General features: G+C 44.4%; 11 protein-coding genes. 3 read left to right on the top strand and 8 right to left on the bottom strand.

Going from position 1 to position 16,561, the window contains the following annotated elements:
* Position 1: 1 nt before the first annotated feature.
* The 8 genes from AC0YN0_RS03705 to AC0YN0_RS03670 form a co-directional block, all read right to left on the bottom strand.
* On the bottom strand, positions 2-1,702 hold the full coding sequence (locus AC0YN0_RS03705) for a glycoside hydrolase family 2 protein (RefSeq protein WP_475820053.1): 1,701 nt from the start codon (positions 1,700-1,702) through the stop codon (positions 2-4).
* Positions 1,703-1,854: 152 nt separating this feature from the next.
* Entirely contained in the window at positions 1,855-3,477 is a 1,623-nt protein-coding gene (locus tag AC0YN0_RS03700; RefSeq protein ID WP_475820052.1) for a response regulator transcription factor, read from the bottom strand.
* Positions 3,478-3,493: 16 nt separating this feature from the next.
* On the bottom strand, positions 3,494-5,212 hold the full coding sequence (locus AC0YN0_RS03695) for a sensor histidine kinase (protein ID WP_475820051.1): 1,719 nt from the start codon (positions 5,210-5,212) through the stop codon (positions 3,494-3,496).
* A 260-nt stretch (positions 5,213-5,472) separates the two neighbouring features.
* Entirely contained in the window at positions 5,473-6,642 is a 1,170-nt protein-coding gene (locus tag AC0YN0_RS03690; RefSeq protein WP_475820050.1) for a hypothetical protein, read from the bottom strand.
* Positions 6,643-6,674: 32 nt separating this feature from the next.
* Positions 6,675-7,769: a glycoside hydrolase family 88 protein gene (locus AC0YN0_RS03685; RefSeq protein ID WP_475820888.1), complete on the bottom strand. Its 1,095-nt coding sequence runs from the start codon at positions 7,767-7,769 to the stop codon at positions 6,675-6,677.
* A gap of 53 nt (positions 7,770-7,822) precedes the next feature.
* Positions 7,823-8,701, bottom strand: coding sequence for a carbohydrate ABC transporter permease (locus AC0YN0_RS03680; protein WP_475820049.1), 879 nt, complete (start codon positions 8,699-8,701; stop codon positions 7,823-7,825).
* A gap of 17 nt (positions 8,702-8,718) precedes the next feature.
* On the bottom strand, positions 8,719-9,615 hold the full coding sequence (locus tag AC0YN0_RS03675; protein WP_475820887.1) for an ABC transporter permease: 897 nt from the start codon (positions 9,613-9,615) through the stop codon (positions 8,719-8,721).
* 90 nt (positions 9,616-9,705) lie between these two features.
* On the bottom strand, positions 9,706-11,403 hold the full coding sequence (locus tag AC0YN0_RS03670; protein ID WP_475820048.1) for a type 2 periplasmic-binding domain-containing protein: 1,698 nt from the start codon (positions 11,401-11,403) through the stop codon (positions 9,706-9,708).
* Positions 11,404-11,657: 254 nt separating this feature from the next.
* Between AC0YN0_RS03670 and spoVB the strand changes: the two genes are divergently transcribed.
* The 3 genes from spoVB (at position 11,658) to AC0YN0_RS03655 (ending at position 16,501) form a co-directional block, all read left to right on the top strand.
* Positions 11,658-13,208 carry a stage V sporulation protein B gene (spoVB, locus tag AC0YN0_RS03665; RefSeq protein ID WP_475820047.1) on the top strand — a complete coding sequence of 517 codons (1,551 nt, stop codon included), beginning with the start codon at positions 11,658-11,660 and terminating at the stop codon, positions 13,206-13,208.
* Between the two features lie 294 nt (positions 13,209-13,502).
* Positions 13,503-14,489: an ABC transporter substrate-binding protein gene (locus tag AC0YN0_RS03660; protein WP_475820046.1), complete on the top strand. Its 987-nt coding sequence runs from the start codon at positions 13,503-13,505 to the stop codon at positions 14,487-14,489.
* The gene (locus AC0YN0_RS03655; RefSeq protein WP_475820045.1) at positions 14,486-16,501 is read left to right on the top strand and encodes an iron ABC transporter permease; all 2,016 of its coding nucleotides are present in this window, start codon (positions 14,486-14,488) and stop codon (positions 16,499-16,501) included. The genes AC0YN0_RS03660 and AC0YN0_RS03655 overlap by 4 nt, the downstream gene beginning before the upstream one ends.
* Positions 16,502-16,561: the final 60 nt, after the last annotated feature.

The raw sequence follows: 16,561 nt of genomic DNA, 5'->3' as shown, positions 1-16,561 counted from the left end.
ATCAAGTGTCCAATCCTTGGCGATAAATACGGCGCACTTCCCGATATGCAAGCTTAGGCTTGCGATATTCGTTCACCAGTCCTTTATTATTAAAACTGCGGGCACGGTCGCGGAACATGCGCGCATCGCTTCGTATGTCGGCAAATTGCCAGATATACGTTCCGACGATATGACGATCTTCCCTGAAAATCGTCAGCGACTTCTTCAAAATATCTGCCTGATAATCTTCACTGAACAATCTGCGTTCTTCCCATCCCGTGTCTCCGAACACGCCGGCACCGCCGAATTCAGCAAGAATGACAGGGATGTGGCCCGCGCCTACGCTTTCTGCATACGCATGGTAGTCACTCATGAATTGGGCAAATTCCTCGACTTCGCCATCGTACCAGCCATAATACTTGTTGATTCCGATGACATCGAACAAAGCCAGCGTACGATCATCCAAAGCCTGATGCGTAGCATAGGTGACGAGCCTGCTGTCATCCATCTCGCGGACGCGATCGGTGAGCAGCTTGGTGAACGCAAGACCTTCTGCCGTATTCGTATCGCATTCATTATGAACGGACCAGAATAACACACTTGGATGATGGAAGTTCTGCGAGATCATTTCTTCCAGCATGTGCATAGCTCGCTCACAGACTAGCGGATCTGTCATATGCGGGACATGATACTGCCAGAGCGGAATCTCGCTCCAGAAAACTATTCCTCTCTCGTCAAGCAGATCAAGCCAATAGGCGCTCTGAGGATAATGGGAACCTCTTATGCTGTTGCAGCCCAATTGTTCGATAATATCCAAATCTTTATCCATCAATTTTGGCGGGAAAGCAAAGCCCCATTCGGGGTGCTCTTCATGTCGGTTAACCCCTTGAATATACAAGGGCTTCCCGTTCAGCAAAATTTGCTTATCCTTTACCGCTACAGTCCGAAACCCGATGCGGTCGGCATAATCGTCGTTCCCCGCAATCACGCGAACGGTATACAGCTCAGGTTTCTCAAGCTCCCACAGACGCATATTTCTCCACTGTTGCCCAACATGAACCTCTAAATAGTCCTGTCCTTCTGGCCAAGCTTCTTCAGCCGTATGTACATTTTCACTATTCAGAGAAATCGTAACCGGTATATTTTCACTTGTGCCTGCGAGTCTATGAAGTCGCACGGAAATATCAACATTCGCATCATTTCCGTTGAGTACATATTTGATGCTCACCTTATCGATGTACAAGTCCGGCAACATTTGCAATTCTACCGGGCGCAGGATACCTCCGTAATGATACCAATCCACGCGCGTAAGCGGAATCGTCTGCTCGTTATGCGTATTGTCCGTGCGGACAACGAGCGAATGCTCACCTGCCGCCAGCTCGGGCAAAATCACATCAAAGGCTGTAAAACCGCCATAATGCTCACCAACATGCAAGCCATCAACGTAAATATCCGCCTGACCGCTAACCGCATGAAATATAAGCTTCGCATGTCCGGAAGACCTGATCGTAAATGAAGTCCGGTACCAGGCTGCCCCTTCATAATCGTACAATCCCATTTCATTATTCCAGCATCCCGGAACATACATTTTGCGAGATTGCTCGGGAAACTGGATAAACCATTGTTCTTGAATTCCGGTGTTGTGCGCGTCCACAGCAAAATCCCAGTGCCCGTCGAGCAGCATACACTCTCGTTTAACATGTTGCGAAAAATTGCGAATCATGAATGTTCCTCCATAAACGTATTATCGGACAGAGCTACGGCTACTCTTTCAATTATAGGGACTGCATTTGGCTTCAACTAGGATACTAAAATCAAGGTTTCCGAATCTTTTGAAACCTATTCTTCGTTCTTGCTCCATGTCTTGTTGCCAACTCAACTCTCTCTAAACTCATTAGGGCTCATATTAAAATACTTTTTGAACATCTTCCTAAACGATTGCGAGTTTTGATAACCAAGCTCTTCCGTAATTTCATATATTTTTTTCGTCGTATTTTTGAGCATGTACAGCGCTCTTTCCATTTTCATGCGAATGATATAGTCGCTTAAGCCTTCACCTGTTTCCAGCTTATAAATTTTCGACAAGTATACGGGATGCAAATTCACGGAATCTGCGATGGATTTAACGGAAACGTCAGCTCCTAAACTTTTTGATAATAAAGCTTGTACCTTCGAGACGATAAAACCTTTCGTGTATTGATCGTTTTCCGCCATTGTATCTTCTAACGCGTTCAACGTTGAGAACGTCCATTCCTTTAATTTAGCAACGGAGTTCAGCATCCCGCGATCCATTAACAAATCATCGTTTAATTGATCGATTTGGGATATTCCTTGTCCTTGCTTATGCGCAACATATAGAAAGGTATTCGTCACGGAGAAGTAAACCTCGTACAAGGTTTCAATACTGCATGCCGTTCGCAACTCCTGGAAAATATCCTCTAATTTGCTGCGTGCCGTCAGCCACTGCTTGGACTCCAACAAATTGATTAATGTAGGCGGCTTATACAGACTTTCCAAGGAATAAATGGTCTTCTCGCTCATGGATTGAGAAGAATCCTTATAGGTTACAGCCGGCTGATGTTGGCTATTCAACAAATAATAGTTGCTTAATATAGAACGATACTCTTGAGATAAATCATCAGGAAAAACAAACCATCCTGACACGACAATCGAAATATTCATATTCAAATAGCTGCTCACGCTTTTCTGAAAGCTATTAATCCGCTCTTTAAACAACTCTGATCTTTGCTGAGGGGACATATAGCTGCGATTGACTCCGTCTTGCTTAACTTGTATTAATAGCATAGAGCAATGATGCGGCGTTTTACTGTGCAGCACATGAAAGGCGTCCTGAAACGTTTCCAGAGCAATATTGCCAACCGCATATTCGATTAATTTCAATGATTGCGCATCATACGAGACATTGTTTAATTGGAACAGCAACAGAATCGTTTCCTCATCCGTATTTAGCGCCACCTCATATTGCTTGAATTTCTCTTCCACGCTTGCAATGGTCATCGTTCTGCCCAGCAATAAATCATGGAACAGATTCGTAATGAGCACATTATAATTGGATTTGAAATTATAGCTGATTTTATGATTTTTTTCTTCTTCGTTCCATTCATCCTTCAATACGTCAATGGCATTAGATATGCTTCTAATCATATCTTCATCTTTGACAGGCTTTAGTAAATAATCAAAGGCTTGCAGCTTTAACGCTTTTTGTGCATATTCAAAATCCGCATAGCCCGTTACAAAGATATAACGAATTTGGGGCCAACGGCTGCGCAGTAATTCCACCAACTGAAGGCCATTCATTCCAGGCATTTGAATATCGGTAATAACAATATCTATTGATTGATTTTCCAGCAGCTCAATCGCTTGTTCAGCACTATGCGCTTCATATACGTGTTGCACTTCAATTTCATGCCACGGAATCGTTTTTTTAATGCTTGCCGTAATGTGTGACTCATCGTCAATGAGCAGAATTTCAAACATAGCTTTTCCCCGCTTTCTACGTTGTTGTATGCTTCCAAATCAGCTCTACTCGCAAGCCACCCAGCGCTGAGGCTTTCAATTGCACCCCCGTCTGTTCGCCATATCGCAGAACAAGCCGCTGATGAACGTTCCACAAACCGCAGCCCATCGTTTCCTCCATCGGGTAATTCAGCTTGGCTTGAAGCTTAGCCCGCTCGTCCAGACTCATTCCGATGCCATTATCTTCAACGATAAGCCGAATCTCATCATCATTGATTTCGCCCGTAATTTTGATGATGCCTTCATCCGTCCTCGGCTCCAAGCCATGCAGCACTGCATTTTCTACAATTGGCTGTATAAGCAATAGCGGAATTTCCATTTTTTGAATATAGAGAGGAATATCGATGTGATAGGACAAGCGCTTTAATCTTAAATTTTGAATTTCCATATACACCTTAACAAATTCAAGCTCTTCCCTGAGGAGGACATATTCTTTTTCTTGTCTCGTTGTATAGCGATAATAGCTTGCCAGGTTTTCGGTCATGGCCACTACAGCCCGCACATCATTAAACTTGGCCATACTTGTTATGAACGTAAAGCAGTTATAAAAAAAGTGCGGATTAATCTGTGACTGAAGCTGCTTTAGCCTCGCTTCTTTTACATGCAATTGCTCCAAGTAAACCCTGCCGAATAAATCTTGAATTTGCTCTGCCATTCCGTTAAATCTATGAAATAAATAAGTAAATTCATTATTCCCTTTCGGTTTAATACGCACTTCGTAGTGGGCATTTTTTATTTTTTGGAAGCTTTTAACGAGCTCTCTTATTGGCACCTGCACCTGCGAATATAAAACATAGGCGACTACAAAGCTCATAAATAATAACCCGCCGACCGTGAATAAAAACAGACGATTATTATGATCAATCGGCCGCATAATTTCTGACAGAGGCACGTAGTCAATTAAATACCATCCATTCAATGAAGACGGAACGGAGCCAATCCAGTACGTCTCGCCATTTAGCTCGATCTGATTGTTAGTCATCTTATTCTCTTGCCCATCCAGTGCTTGAATGAGCTGATCAATTAATTCAGCATTGGCTGTACTGTTCCGAATGACATGATCTCCGGGTTTATAAAAAAACGGATCGCTTCTGCCGTCACTTTTGAATTTATCCAATATATTGATAATATTGGAGCTATCGAAGGCAACTTCCAGTATGATATTAGGTATCGTCGTATCATAATCAATTGGATAAGGGGATGAAACTTTTATAGAGAATTGCAATCTCTCGTCGACCGTTTCTTGAACTTGCCAAACATAGTTTTCTTGCTCGATATCCTTATTAAATTGATAGTTATCAACTCGTGCCGTCGAAATTACTCTTCCCAGAACCGGACTATATACATATATATTGCTGCTCCAATTGGAGGAGTTTTCATGGATTCCTAATTTCACTTGTATATCCTTAATTAAATTAATGACGTCCAATTCTAATTTAGGATTTGCGCTAATCATATTTTTAAGCTCTGATATTGCAGGATCGAACATTAGCAATTGCGGCCATAAAGAGAGTGAATTAATTTGCGTATTCATTTGATTTTGAAAAAATACGAGCTGGTTATTATTTACTGAATTCAATTCGGATTCCAATATTTTCATGCTCGTTTTATTGTTGTAATAGTACAAGCTCAATATTGGAATTAAAATAATGGTAAGCAATAATACAATTTTTCTAAACAAATTAAATTTGGGCATATAGATTCACCTGTTCTTATAGAATTGGATAAATCGCTGCGATACTATAAGAGTAACCCTTGGCGAAATGTTGAGCAATGCATGATATTCTCATGACATGTATTATATTCTGACAAGGTGAAACGACTAACGCCGTCCTTTGCGGGGAAGTGCGTTTCATTCCGGAGAAATATAGGCATAAGGATAAGAGTGAAACTTATACTTTCCTATATTTTAAAAAGAAGCGCCATATGGCGCTCCTGACAGTAGAAATTCGATTGTTATACTTCAACCGAGTATATATCGCTTCTTGCACCAGTAAATATAATCCCCGGCGCGCTATTGTACACGATCCACCTGCCGGTAGGATCACAAATAGCATGAGGATGCGAATACTGACCAGTCATTGTTGTAAAGTCTGTGCCATGTTGTGCGATGATCTCGATTTTAGGGTTTTCCTGATCGAAATAAACCCACATCAACAGGCCATCCAGAATATTCCCGTCAATAATAGCCGCATTTCTACCTTGCATCGCGGAAACATGACCGTAATACTTCGCGTCTTTAAAACTGTATTCTCTAATCGGATTACCATCCAACCCAGCCAGGCCGATGTACCATCCGCCCTCAGTCGTATTATTTTTCCATCCCACGTCGTTTATGATTCCGTGATACACGATTCCTTTCCCATCCCAGGTCCATGCGTTATGAGTCTGGAAATTCTGTTTCTCGATTGTTTTTACTTCTGTCAAGCTTCCTTCCGATATCTTATAAATCCAGACTCTTCCATTCTCTCCTACCCTATGGCTAGGACTCGGACCCGTATCGCGGCAAAACATCAATAGATCAGGGTCAATGGGATTGTACATGAGATGTCCTGCCTTCAATCCATCTTCAGCAAACAATACTTCAGATTGGCCACCTATCGGTTTTATAAATAATCGATAACTTTGACCTCCATGTTTTTCCGGATGCAGCACATTGACTAAGTACACCATATTTTCCTCGTCCGGCGACACGGCTATAGATTCTATATAATATTTTTCATCTAAACCGTCAACAATGATCTCTTCTTCCAATGTATCAATATGAACAGCTCTTATTTGTCTTTCCACAAGATAATAAGCCCACCTGCTCTTGGGTGCTATAACCGGCCCAATGGGTATACCCTTTCCATTGCCGAACTTCCCCATCTCCTCAAGACTTCCCATACCGTTTATTGGCTCTATAAGGCATGTGATATCTCCTGTCGGCAAATGAGCCTTGTATAATGCACTCTTTCCTTCTCTGACCGAAATGAATATGACATATTCACCATCATCAGTAAAGGATTGCCCGGTATGATAGGAAGGAATTGTATTGATCATTCCTTTTGTAGTAATTTGCCTTACTTTTCTTAAGGTAACAGGGTCATTGTATAATTGCGATTCGTTCCATACTGTTCCTTTCATGCTCGCCTATCCTCCCTTATCATGTTTTCTTTTTAAAAAATACGATTTTTCCAGCCAAGCAGCTTGGCGATCGCCTCGACATAATAGTAATCGCCATAGATAAGAGATCCGTCCACATACATATCCGCCGGCTTATGTCCCGTGGCTCCATTCAAGATCGAGTCACGCGACAAATCGTATACGGATGAATACTTTTCCGTCAACGACGTTAAGATGCCAATTGCGCCATCCCGGTACAAACCGCGTTCGACTTCAGGCACTGCCTCTGCCAATTCCAACAACCCGGATGCTGCGATCGCCGCCGCAGAGCTATCTCGCGGCTGTCCCTCCCTGGAAGGCAATCTGAAATCCCAATACGGGACCCGATCTTCCGGCAGATTCGACAAGAAAAAGTGAGCAACCCTCTTGGAAGCCTGTAAATAACGGGCATCTCCCGTATTCTTATAGGCGTTGACAAATCCGTATAATGCCCAGCCTGTCCCTCGGCTCCATGCAGACTCCGGTCCTGCTCCTTGACCGCCAAGACCTTCTATAAATTCGCCCGTTTCCGGATCGAAGCTGACGATATGGCGGGACGATCCGTCTTCTCTAATAAAATGTTTCAACGCCGTATCCGCATGACGGACCGCAATATGCTTATAACGAGGGTCACCCGTCTCCCGGCTCGCCCAGAACAACAAAGAAATATTCATCATGCAATCAATAATGGTCCATCCGTTCAAATTTCCGTTCCATGCTCGAATAAACTGTCCCGCTGCATTATATCGGCCGGCCAAAAAATTCGCCGCCTCAATTCCTCGACGGTAAGCGTCCTTGTCATTCGTGATCGTATGCTTAATAACCGCTGTCGGTAAAAACTGAAAGCCTACATCGTGATGGATATCATCCGTAAGATTGATAAACCATGGCTCCAGAACTTCATCCCAATGCCAAGCCGCCTTCTTGTAATGCTCTTTCCCTGTAAGATCATAAAGAATCCAAAGAATGCCCGGCCAAAACCCGGATGTCCACCAATCCGTCGGCATTTCATCGTATTTCCCGTCTCCACCTGCGAAATGCGGCGATTTGTCGCCTATGCTTTCGATCATTGCATCCACTTTTTGCTCAAGTTGCCTTCTAAACGCCATATCGAATTTCAAGTCGGCTCTCTCCTTATCTTTTATCCTCGTAAGGCTTTCACTCACTCTTTAACCGAACCTACCACTAGCCCTTTCACAAAATACTTCTGCAGGAAGGGGTATACCACAATAACAGGCAGCGCACCGATGAAAATTTGAGCTGCTTTGATCGTCCTCTGAGAGATCAAATCGAGTTCTTTGGGATCGATGCTCATCGTGCTCATATCGCGTTGAATAATGACGGTTTGCAGGAAGGTTGCTAACGGATAATCCGTAGCATTCGACAAATACAACAGACCGTCAAACCAGGAATTCCAATGATAGACGATGCTGAACAAAGCTAATGTTGCGATCGCCGGCAATGAAACGGGCAAGTATATACTGTACATGGTTCGGAACTGACTTGCTCCGTCAATCAGCGCCGCTTCCTCTAATTCCTTGGGTACTCCCCTGAAAAAGTTTAAAAGCAGGATCGTTAGCCACACATTCACTGCATGAGGCAGCACCATAACCCAGAACGAATCCATTAATCCCATTTTTTGAATAACAATATAGAACGGGACAAGACCGCCGCTGAAAACCATCGTAAATACAAAAATCCACGAATAGACGTTCCTTCCTTTAAATGCGGTTTCTTCCTTGGAGAGAGGATAAGCGGCCAGGAATGCCAAGAAAAGCGTCAATCCCGTTCCAATTACGGTTCTTTGAATAGAAACCAGAATAGAGTTAAGAAACACAGGATTGTTTATCGTTTTCTTATAAGCTTCAAGCCCAAAATCAACTGGCCATAAAACAACCATGTTACCGTCTGCCGCGGCCTTCGAGCTTAAAGAAACAGCAAGTACATGGAGTAATGGGATAATACACATGATTGCAATTGCAAGCAACGCTGAATTATTAATAATCGTAAAGATTCTGTAAGATGCACTTTTGTAGTACATTTCCCGCTTCCTCCATTCTAGAATATTCTATAATTTGCCAATTTATCTGCCAAACGGTATGAGATAACGATTAGAATCATGCCAACAACCGACTTAAACAATCCGATGGCCGTTCCAAACCCCATCTGGCCGCTTAATATTCCCATTCTATACACGAAGGTATCGATAATATCGCCTTTTTGATATACGAGAGGATTATACAAGTTGAATATTTGATCAAAACCTGCGTTTAAAACGCTGCCAAGCGACAGTACCCCTACAACAACCGTAATAGGAATCATAGCTGGAATCGTAATATAAATCGTTTGTTTGAAGCGATTGGCTCCATCACAAACAGCGGCTTCGTACAAAGAAGGATTCACATTAGAAAGCGCTGCGAGAAAGACTACTGTCGCAAATCCGAACTCCTTCCAAACATCTGTAGCAATGACCGTGAATCGGAACCAATCGCCATCGCCAAGGAAGAAAACGGGTTTGATGCCGAATAAATTGGTGAGCAGTTGATTCACAATGCCGCCATCGGTAGATAATATATCTGTGAGAATGCCCCCAAGAATGACCCATGACAAAAAATGGGGAAGGTAGACGAGTGTCTGGATCGATCTTTTAAGCCCTTGCTTGCGAACCTCATTCAAAAATATAGCGAAAGTAAACGGTGCCAGCAGATTAAAGAACATCTTCATGACCGCAATAATAAGCGTATTCCAAATGACCTGAACACTGTCTTCACGTTCAAATAAGTAAGCAAAGTTCTTAAAACCAATCCATTCCGATCCCAAAATGCCATTCCATGGTTTAAAGTCCTGAAAGGCTATAACCAAGCCAGCCATAGGTAAGTAAGCAAAAATGATCAAAAAGATAAGGGACGGTAATATCATGAGATGAAAATACCAGTATTTCTTGATGTTATGCATCACTTCGCTTCATCCTCCAGTCTTTTTCATTTATTTGGTAAGGGAGAGGGGGAGTCCCACCCTTGTTGGACTCCCCCTCCGACCTAACCTCTATTTCGTGCTTTGATACCATTCGTTAACTTCTCGTGTAATATCATCCCCGCCCGAGGATTTCCAAGTTGCTACAAATTCATCAAAAGCTTCGGGACCCTTCTTGCCATATATGATTTCGTTGAAGACGGTTTCCTCAAGTTTATTTAAATAATCAAGCCTTGACTTCATTGTCTCCGTTGTAGGCCCTACAAACATGTCCTTCTTCGAAATGTCTGCCTGCTCCATTAACTTCTCAACAATATTAACAACTTCTTTGGTATAAAATTGAACGGCCTCTCTGCCGGCTTTATTGGTAGGCTCTTTGCCGCCAGACATACCCAACACCGAATTTACAAATAGATCGGGAATTCTCGCTCCGTCACGTACCAGGAAATACCTCACTGCATTTACCCCACCACCGGGAACATCATCTCCAGTAAGCACCTTTCCATCAGCGTCTAATACATAGTCATAACCTTCAAAAGCACCAAATTCAAACTCTCCACCCGCCTGCGGATCAGCAAAATGTTCAAACAAATAGTTTTGATACGTAAAGAATGCTTCAGGATTTTTCATGTTCTTATTGATAAGCGTAACATCAGTAACAAAATGCGTACCATGACGCATGGCCGTTCCGTCTGGACCTGTAGGAATAGATAGAGGCTTCCATACAGCATGCGGTACATTCTCAACTGTTGGTCTAAGAGTCGAGCCAATCATCCAAAAAGGTCCCGGGATGATCCCCGCTGTTCCTGCCACTGCCGGTTCGGGGACCTTATTCTCGTCCCACAATGCCGCTTCATTAGGAATGTAGCCTTTCTCATGCCATTCTTTTAACTTCACTAAACCATCCTTCATTCCCGAATGAATGGATCCGTATTCTAAAGAACCATCTTCAGCTTCGTTCCATTGTTTCGGAATCGTACCGTACGCCCCGAAAATCCAGGACGGATCACCCCGCCACGTCTTCATGGAAGTCTTCCAACCAACGCTTAATGGTGTCACTTCTTCAGGAGCCAATCCATCAGGATTGTTGTTCTTAAAAGCTTCCATCACGACTTCAAGTTCATCAATCGTTTTGGGCAATTGCAAACCAAGCTTATCCAGCCAATCCTGCCTGATCCACAACAGATAATCCGAGTTATAAGCAGCGTCTAGAAGAGGAATACCCATTCTTTCGCCATTACGCGAATATGCAGTCCATACACCCGGATCTAAATTCATAGCTGCTTTCCATTTGTCGTTGGCATATTCATCGAATAGGCTTCCCACTTCTCTGAACATCCCGGATTCTATCAGTTCGGATGCTAGCAGCTTATCTCTTACGGTTACAATATCAGGCATTTCTTGGCCAGAGGTCATCGCCAGCCTTAATTTCGTATTAAATGCGCCATTCGTATCGGTGACAGACCAAAGGGTTTTCACTTCAATACCTAATCTTTCCTTTGCCCATTTTGTAGCCACATTATTCTCGATCGTCTCTCCATTTTTAAATGCTAGAGTCGGATCTACCCCCCATACAGTCGATATCGTAACAGGCGGATCATATTTATCCTTGTACTTCGACTCACTTACTCCTTCTTCGCCAGCAGGATCCGTATTTTTCACTGTGTTATTCGGTGAATTATTTTCTTTTGAAGCACAACCGATCATGCTCGCCATAACAAACAGCGCAAGCATTGTAAGAAATAACTTCTTTTTAATACCGCCTTTCATTCTAACTACCCCCAAATTTAGTATTGGTTACTCTTTAAAGTATAGGGACTGCAGTTGGCTTTAACTAGGATATTAAAGCAAAGCTTTCCGAACCTTATTCAATCTATTTTTTACTTTCTCCGAACTCACTAATCAATTGAACAAAAAAAGTAACCATTTAGGTTAGGATCATATGCCTAACACAAGCTCGTTCGCATGCTTTTCCAAATGTTGAATACATATGTAAGTATTCGATGAACAGGAGGAAACAAGCTATGACGCAACACGGGCAATCGTTCATGAGAGGTACGTTAGTGTTATCTGTCGCTGCTTTCATTAACCGTATTCTCGGATTTATCAGCGGCATGTATGTTGCTCGCGTACTGGGCGCGGAGGGAATCGGCCTCTTGATGATGGCGGCTCCTCTTCTCCCGCTCGTCATTACGATTACGGAGCTTGGATTGCCAGTGGCCATTTCAAAGTTGGTCGCAGAGGCCCACGCTCGTGGAGAACGAGGGAAAGTGAGACGTATCCTGCACGTCTCGCTAGCTGTCACCAGCGTTTTAAGCATAGCGCTTACGACCGTTTCACTATTAGGATCCGAATGGATCGCATCCATCTTGCTGAGCGATCAACGAGCCTATTATGCGATGCTCGCGATTACGCCAATCGCGCCAATTATCGCCATCTCCGCGGTGTTGAAAGGATACTTCCGCGGCATGCAGCAGATGAAGACTATCGCCGCCTCTGACGTACTTGAACATACGGTGCAGATCGCTTGCGTCCTTGCATTGGTACACCTATTGCTGCCTTTCGGCATCGCGTATGCGGCTGCGGGCGCAATGGCTGCATCCGTCGTCAGCGAAGCGATCAGCCTCTTATTTCTAGTGGCAAGCTACAAGCTGTACGGAGAATCGAAGGTGCAGGGCGAGACATGGGCGAGTAACGTGAAGCAAGGAAGAAGCACGCTTGGCGAGCTGCTGCAGATTGGACTGCCAACGACCGGTCACGGCGTTATTCACTCGTTATACAGCACCTTCCAACCGCTTCTCATTACATCCAGCCTGGCACTGGCCGGCATTGGCACGGCGTTAGCCACGAAGCAATTCGGCTTGTTGGCCGGCTATGTCTTTCCGCTGCTGTTCATGCCAAGCTTTATCACGCAATCCTTGTCCACCGCTCTCATTCCTGCGATCGGCGAAGCAGCGGCGAACAAGAACAGTCTGCTTATGCATGAGAGGATGAATCAGGCGCTGAGCTTGGGACTTCTGATCGGCGCCCCGGCGACCGTCATTCTGTTCGAGTGGGCAACTCCGCTTACGACGCTTGTCTATAACGCACCGGAAGCTGGATTGCTGCTGAAAATATTGGCGCCGATGTTTTTCTTGCATTATTTCGACGCACCGCTGCATGCCATTCTTCTCGGACTTGGCCGCGCAAAAGCTACACTGTGGAACTACGTGGCCGCGACGATCGTCAAGGCTGTCGCGATCTTCGTGTTCGGCAGCCAATTCGGCATTAATGGCATCGCGTACGGCATCGGCATCGGAATTGTCATGCAAACCCTGTTAAACTTCTTTTCGATTTCAGGCTCGATCGGATTGTATTTGAGCATTCGTCCTTATATCAAAGTTGGGATCTGTATGATGCTAATGGCGATATGCGGTCACTGGACCTTTGACTATCTTATCGATCAAGGCTTATCGCTGATATGGAGCGTCATAGCTTCCATCGTTTGTTCCTTGCTTCTCTATTTCGTTACACTCGTATTGACGGGTACGTTGAATTGGAAAAACAAGCTCCAGAGGTTTTCGATTCCGTGGTAAACTTACGAGCCTTAATTGAAGGGGAGTACCATTTAATATTGCAATTCTTCATATGAAAAGACGCCGCCTCTGCAGGGTGGCGTCTCACTATAACCTCTTCGCTAATAAAACTCCTGAAATAGTTTCATAAACGCCCTCTTCTCGATCAAGCTATCGCACATTCATTTGCAGAAGTTATAAAAATAATTAATTATTGACAGCATCTATTGATCAATGATAGTCTTATTTTGCCAAAATAATGATATTGATTCTCATTATTGGTCAGATCAAAAAACAAGTATCGGGGGAAATACAATGAAACGACTATTACAACTTAGCAGCCTACTATTATCTATCCTATTTATCGCTTCGGCCTGTGGCTCGAACAATTCGGATGACGCTAACAACGTTGCCTCGAATAATTCCAACGCGGATGGTCCTATCATTATTAAACATGCCAAAGGCGAAACTACGCTAGACAAGCCTGCAGTTCGCGTCGTCGCCTTGGAGTGGATCTATACAGAGGAATTAATCGCACTTGGTATTCAGCCAGTAGGTAACGCGGACAATGCCGAATATTCGCTTTGGGTAACGGATGAAGCGGCACTCGCAGATAGCGTTACGGATGTCGGATTGCGTTGGGAGCCCAACCTGGAAACGATTGCTTCCTTAAAGCCTGATCTGATCATCTCAAATACAGACAATAACGATGCGATTTACAAGCAGCTAAATGCTATAGCTCCCACGATTGAATACGACCCCTATCCGAACGAAGGTGACGCCTACACAGGAATGGTTAACGATTTTAAAACCATTGCTACGGCGGTAGGAAAATCAGAAGAAGCAGATAAAGTTCTCGCAGATCTTGATGAGCATTATGCAGCAGCCAAAGAAAAACTTGCAGCTGCCGGCAAGGACAAATTCAATTATGTCATTACCCAAGCATTCACTAGCCAGAATGCTGCAACGTTGAGGATGTTTACGGATACCTCGACAGTCGTTCAAACGCTCAACCGAATCGGTTTAACCAGCGATTGGAAATCAGAGAAGTTTGAGAAGTATGGATTTACGGACGCCACCTTCGAATCCCTGCCGGCAGTGAGCGACTCCAATTTCATATACATTGTCCAAGAAGAGGATAACGTTTTCGGTGACTCTGTGAAGGATAATACGGTTTGGAACGGATTGAATTTCGTAAAAGAAAATCGGACTTATGGTATAGGCGGAGACACATGGACTTTCGGCGGCCCCCTCTCCTCCAAAGTATTAGTTGATCGTGTAGTAGAAGCTATAACAAAATGAGAACGGTTAGTTTATACGTGGGCGGCTTAGCCGCCCTCTTCTTACTGTTGATAGCTAGTTTGTGCTTTGGAGAAGCACAGATCTCTTTCAAAGTCGTCTTTGAAGCCCTATTTCATCGCGAGGATCTACTCTCGCATAATGTAATATGGGATATGCGTATGCCGCGTGCGATATTAGGAGTTTTCTCCGGTGCAGGACTTGCAGTAGCCGGTGTCCTGCTGCAGACGGTTACGAAAAATCCGCTGGCTTCCACTGATACACTCGGTATTAATGCCGGTGCATATTTTATGGTTGTTGTTGGAACGATTTATTTTCCCACCCTGCTTCACCAGTCACCGTTTCTGTTTGCAGCCGCTGGCGGAGGCATTGCTGCGATGTGCGCTTACGTCCTCGGTGGCGGTCGATCAACAAGCCCCATCCGATTAGCGCTTTCCGGCATGATAATAGCTATGGTGATAGGTTCATTTACAAGCGCGCTACATATATTCCACGCTACGGAAACACAATCGTTATTTTTATGGGGCTCAGGCTCGCTCTCCCAGCTCGACTGGAAAGGTGTTACGTATGCATGGCCTGGAGTCAGCATTGTGATTATCGTCGCTTTTTTTATGGGCAAGCAATTCGATGTATTGAACTTGGATGAGTCCACTGCTCAATCATTAGGTCAGAAGGTTAATCTCACTCGGTTCGCTGGACTCGCGCTTGCAGTGCTTGTTGCTTCTGTTGTCGTCAGCGTAGTCGGACCTATTGGATTCGTTGGTCTTGTCGCGCCGCATTTAGTACGTCTAAGCGGATTGCGCAAGCATAATTGGCTTATTCCCGCCACTGCCCTTTGGGGAGCCGTATTGCTAACTGCGGCTGATGTTCTTACGCGAATGGTTCGTAGCAGCATAGGTGAAATGCCCGTAGGTGCGATGATGGCGATAATCGGAGCGCCGTGGCTAATCTGGCTCATACTTAGGAAAATGAAAGGTATTTCAGGTACTTATTCAACCTCATCCATGTCTATTGGGAGAAATCGGGTTCGGATTCGATTCCCGATTGTCGCGTTCATCATGCTTTTCTTAGTTGTTTCATTCATTCTTATAAGCATGACAATGGGCGGCACGCGTATTCCGCTAAGTCAGTTATTCGCGAGCTTAATTGGGGCCGACGAAGCAGAGTCCTATTCCATTCTCTTGAATTTACGTTTACCGCGAACTCTTGTAGCCGCATGCGCAGGAATAGCACTGAGCGTAAGCGGTGTTCTTATTCAAGCTTCCGTTCGCAATCCATTGGCCGATGCTTCAATTCTGGGGGTAACCTCGGGAGCTGGATTCGGAGCATTGCTTGTGCTCATTGCCATGCCGCAAGTATCGATTATATTTCTTCCGATTGCTGCTGTTGTCGGAGCTATAACTGCTGCAGCCATCATTTTTCTATTCGCATGGCGAAAGTCGCTGAATCCCTCGGTACTTATTCTTCTGGGGATCGCGGTATCTGCAGTCGGCTCCGCAGGTATTCAAGCCTTAATCGTACTGGGGCCATTATGGGGAAGCGAAAGCTATATATGGTTGACTGGCTCGACTTACGGTCGTACGTGGGATCAATTCCTTATCATCTGTATATTCCTTGTTGCTCTTCTTCCCCTGGCATGGTGGCTAGGTCGCAGGTTTGATTTGCTCGCATTCACTGATGATAGCGCTATAGGATTCGGTTTATCGGTGCGTAGAACACGATTCATTGCAATGACTGTAGGTGTTCTTCTCTCTGCCGGTGCTGTCGCAACCGTAGGAACGGTAGGCTTTCTCGGTTTAATCGTCCCTCATATGATAAGAAGCTTAATTGGGCATAACACGCGTCAATCCATCGTATTATCGAGCTTGCTCGGTGCTTTGCTGCTTGTTTTGGCTGACGCCATCGGTCGAACGATACTTGCTCCGATCGAAATTCCATCAGGACTATTAATCACATTGATAGGAGCACCTTATTTTCTATTCTTAATGTTTCGGTCACATGCTAGGAAGCTATAGGGCAACAGCTAGCGAAGGTCATTCCTTTGCTAGCTGTTTTTATGAATATTACCGTGCCAT

This window comes from Paenibacillus sp. J22P218, assembly GCF_056269195.1.
Note: the sequence above shows the minus strand (reverse complement) of the source record. Positions and strands in the feature narration are given on the sequence as shown.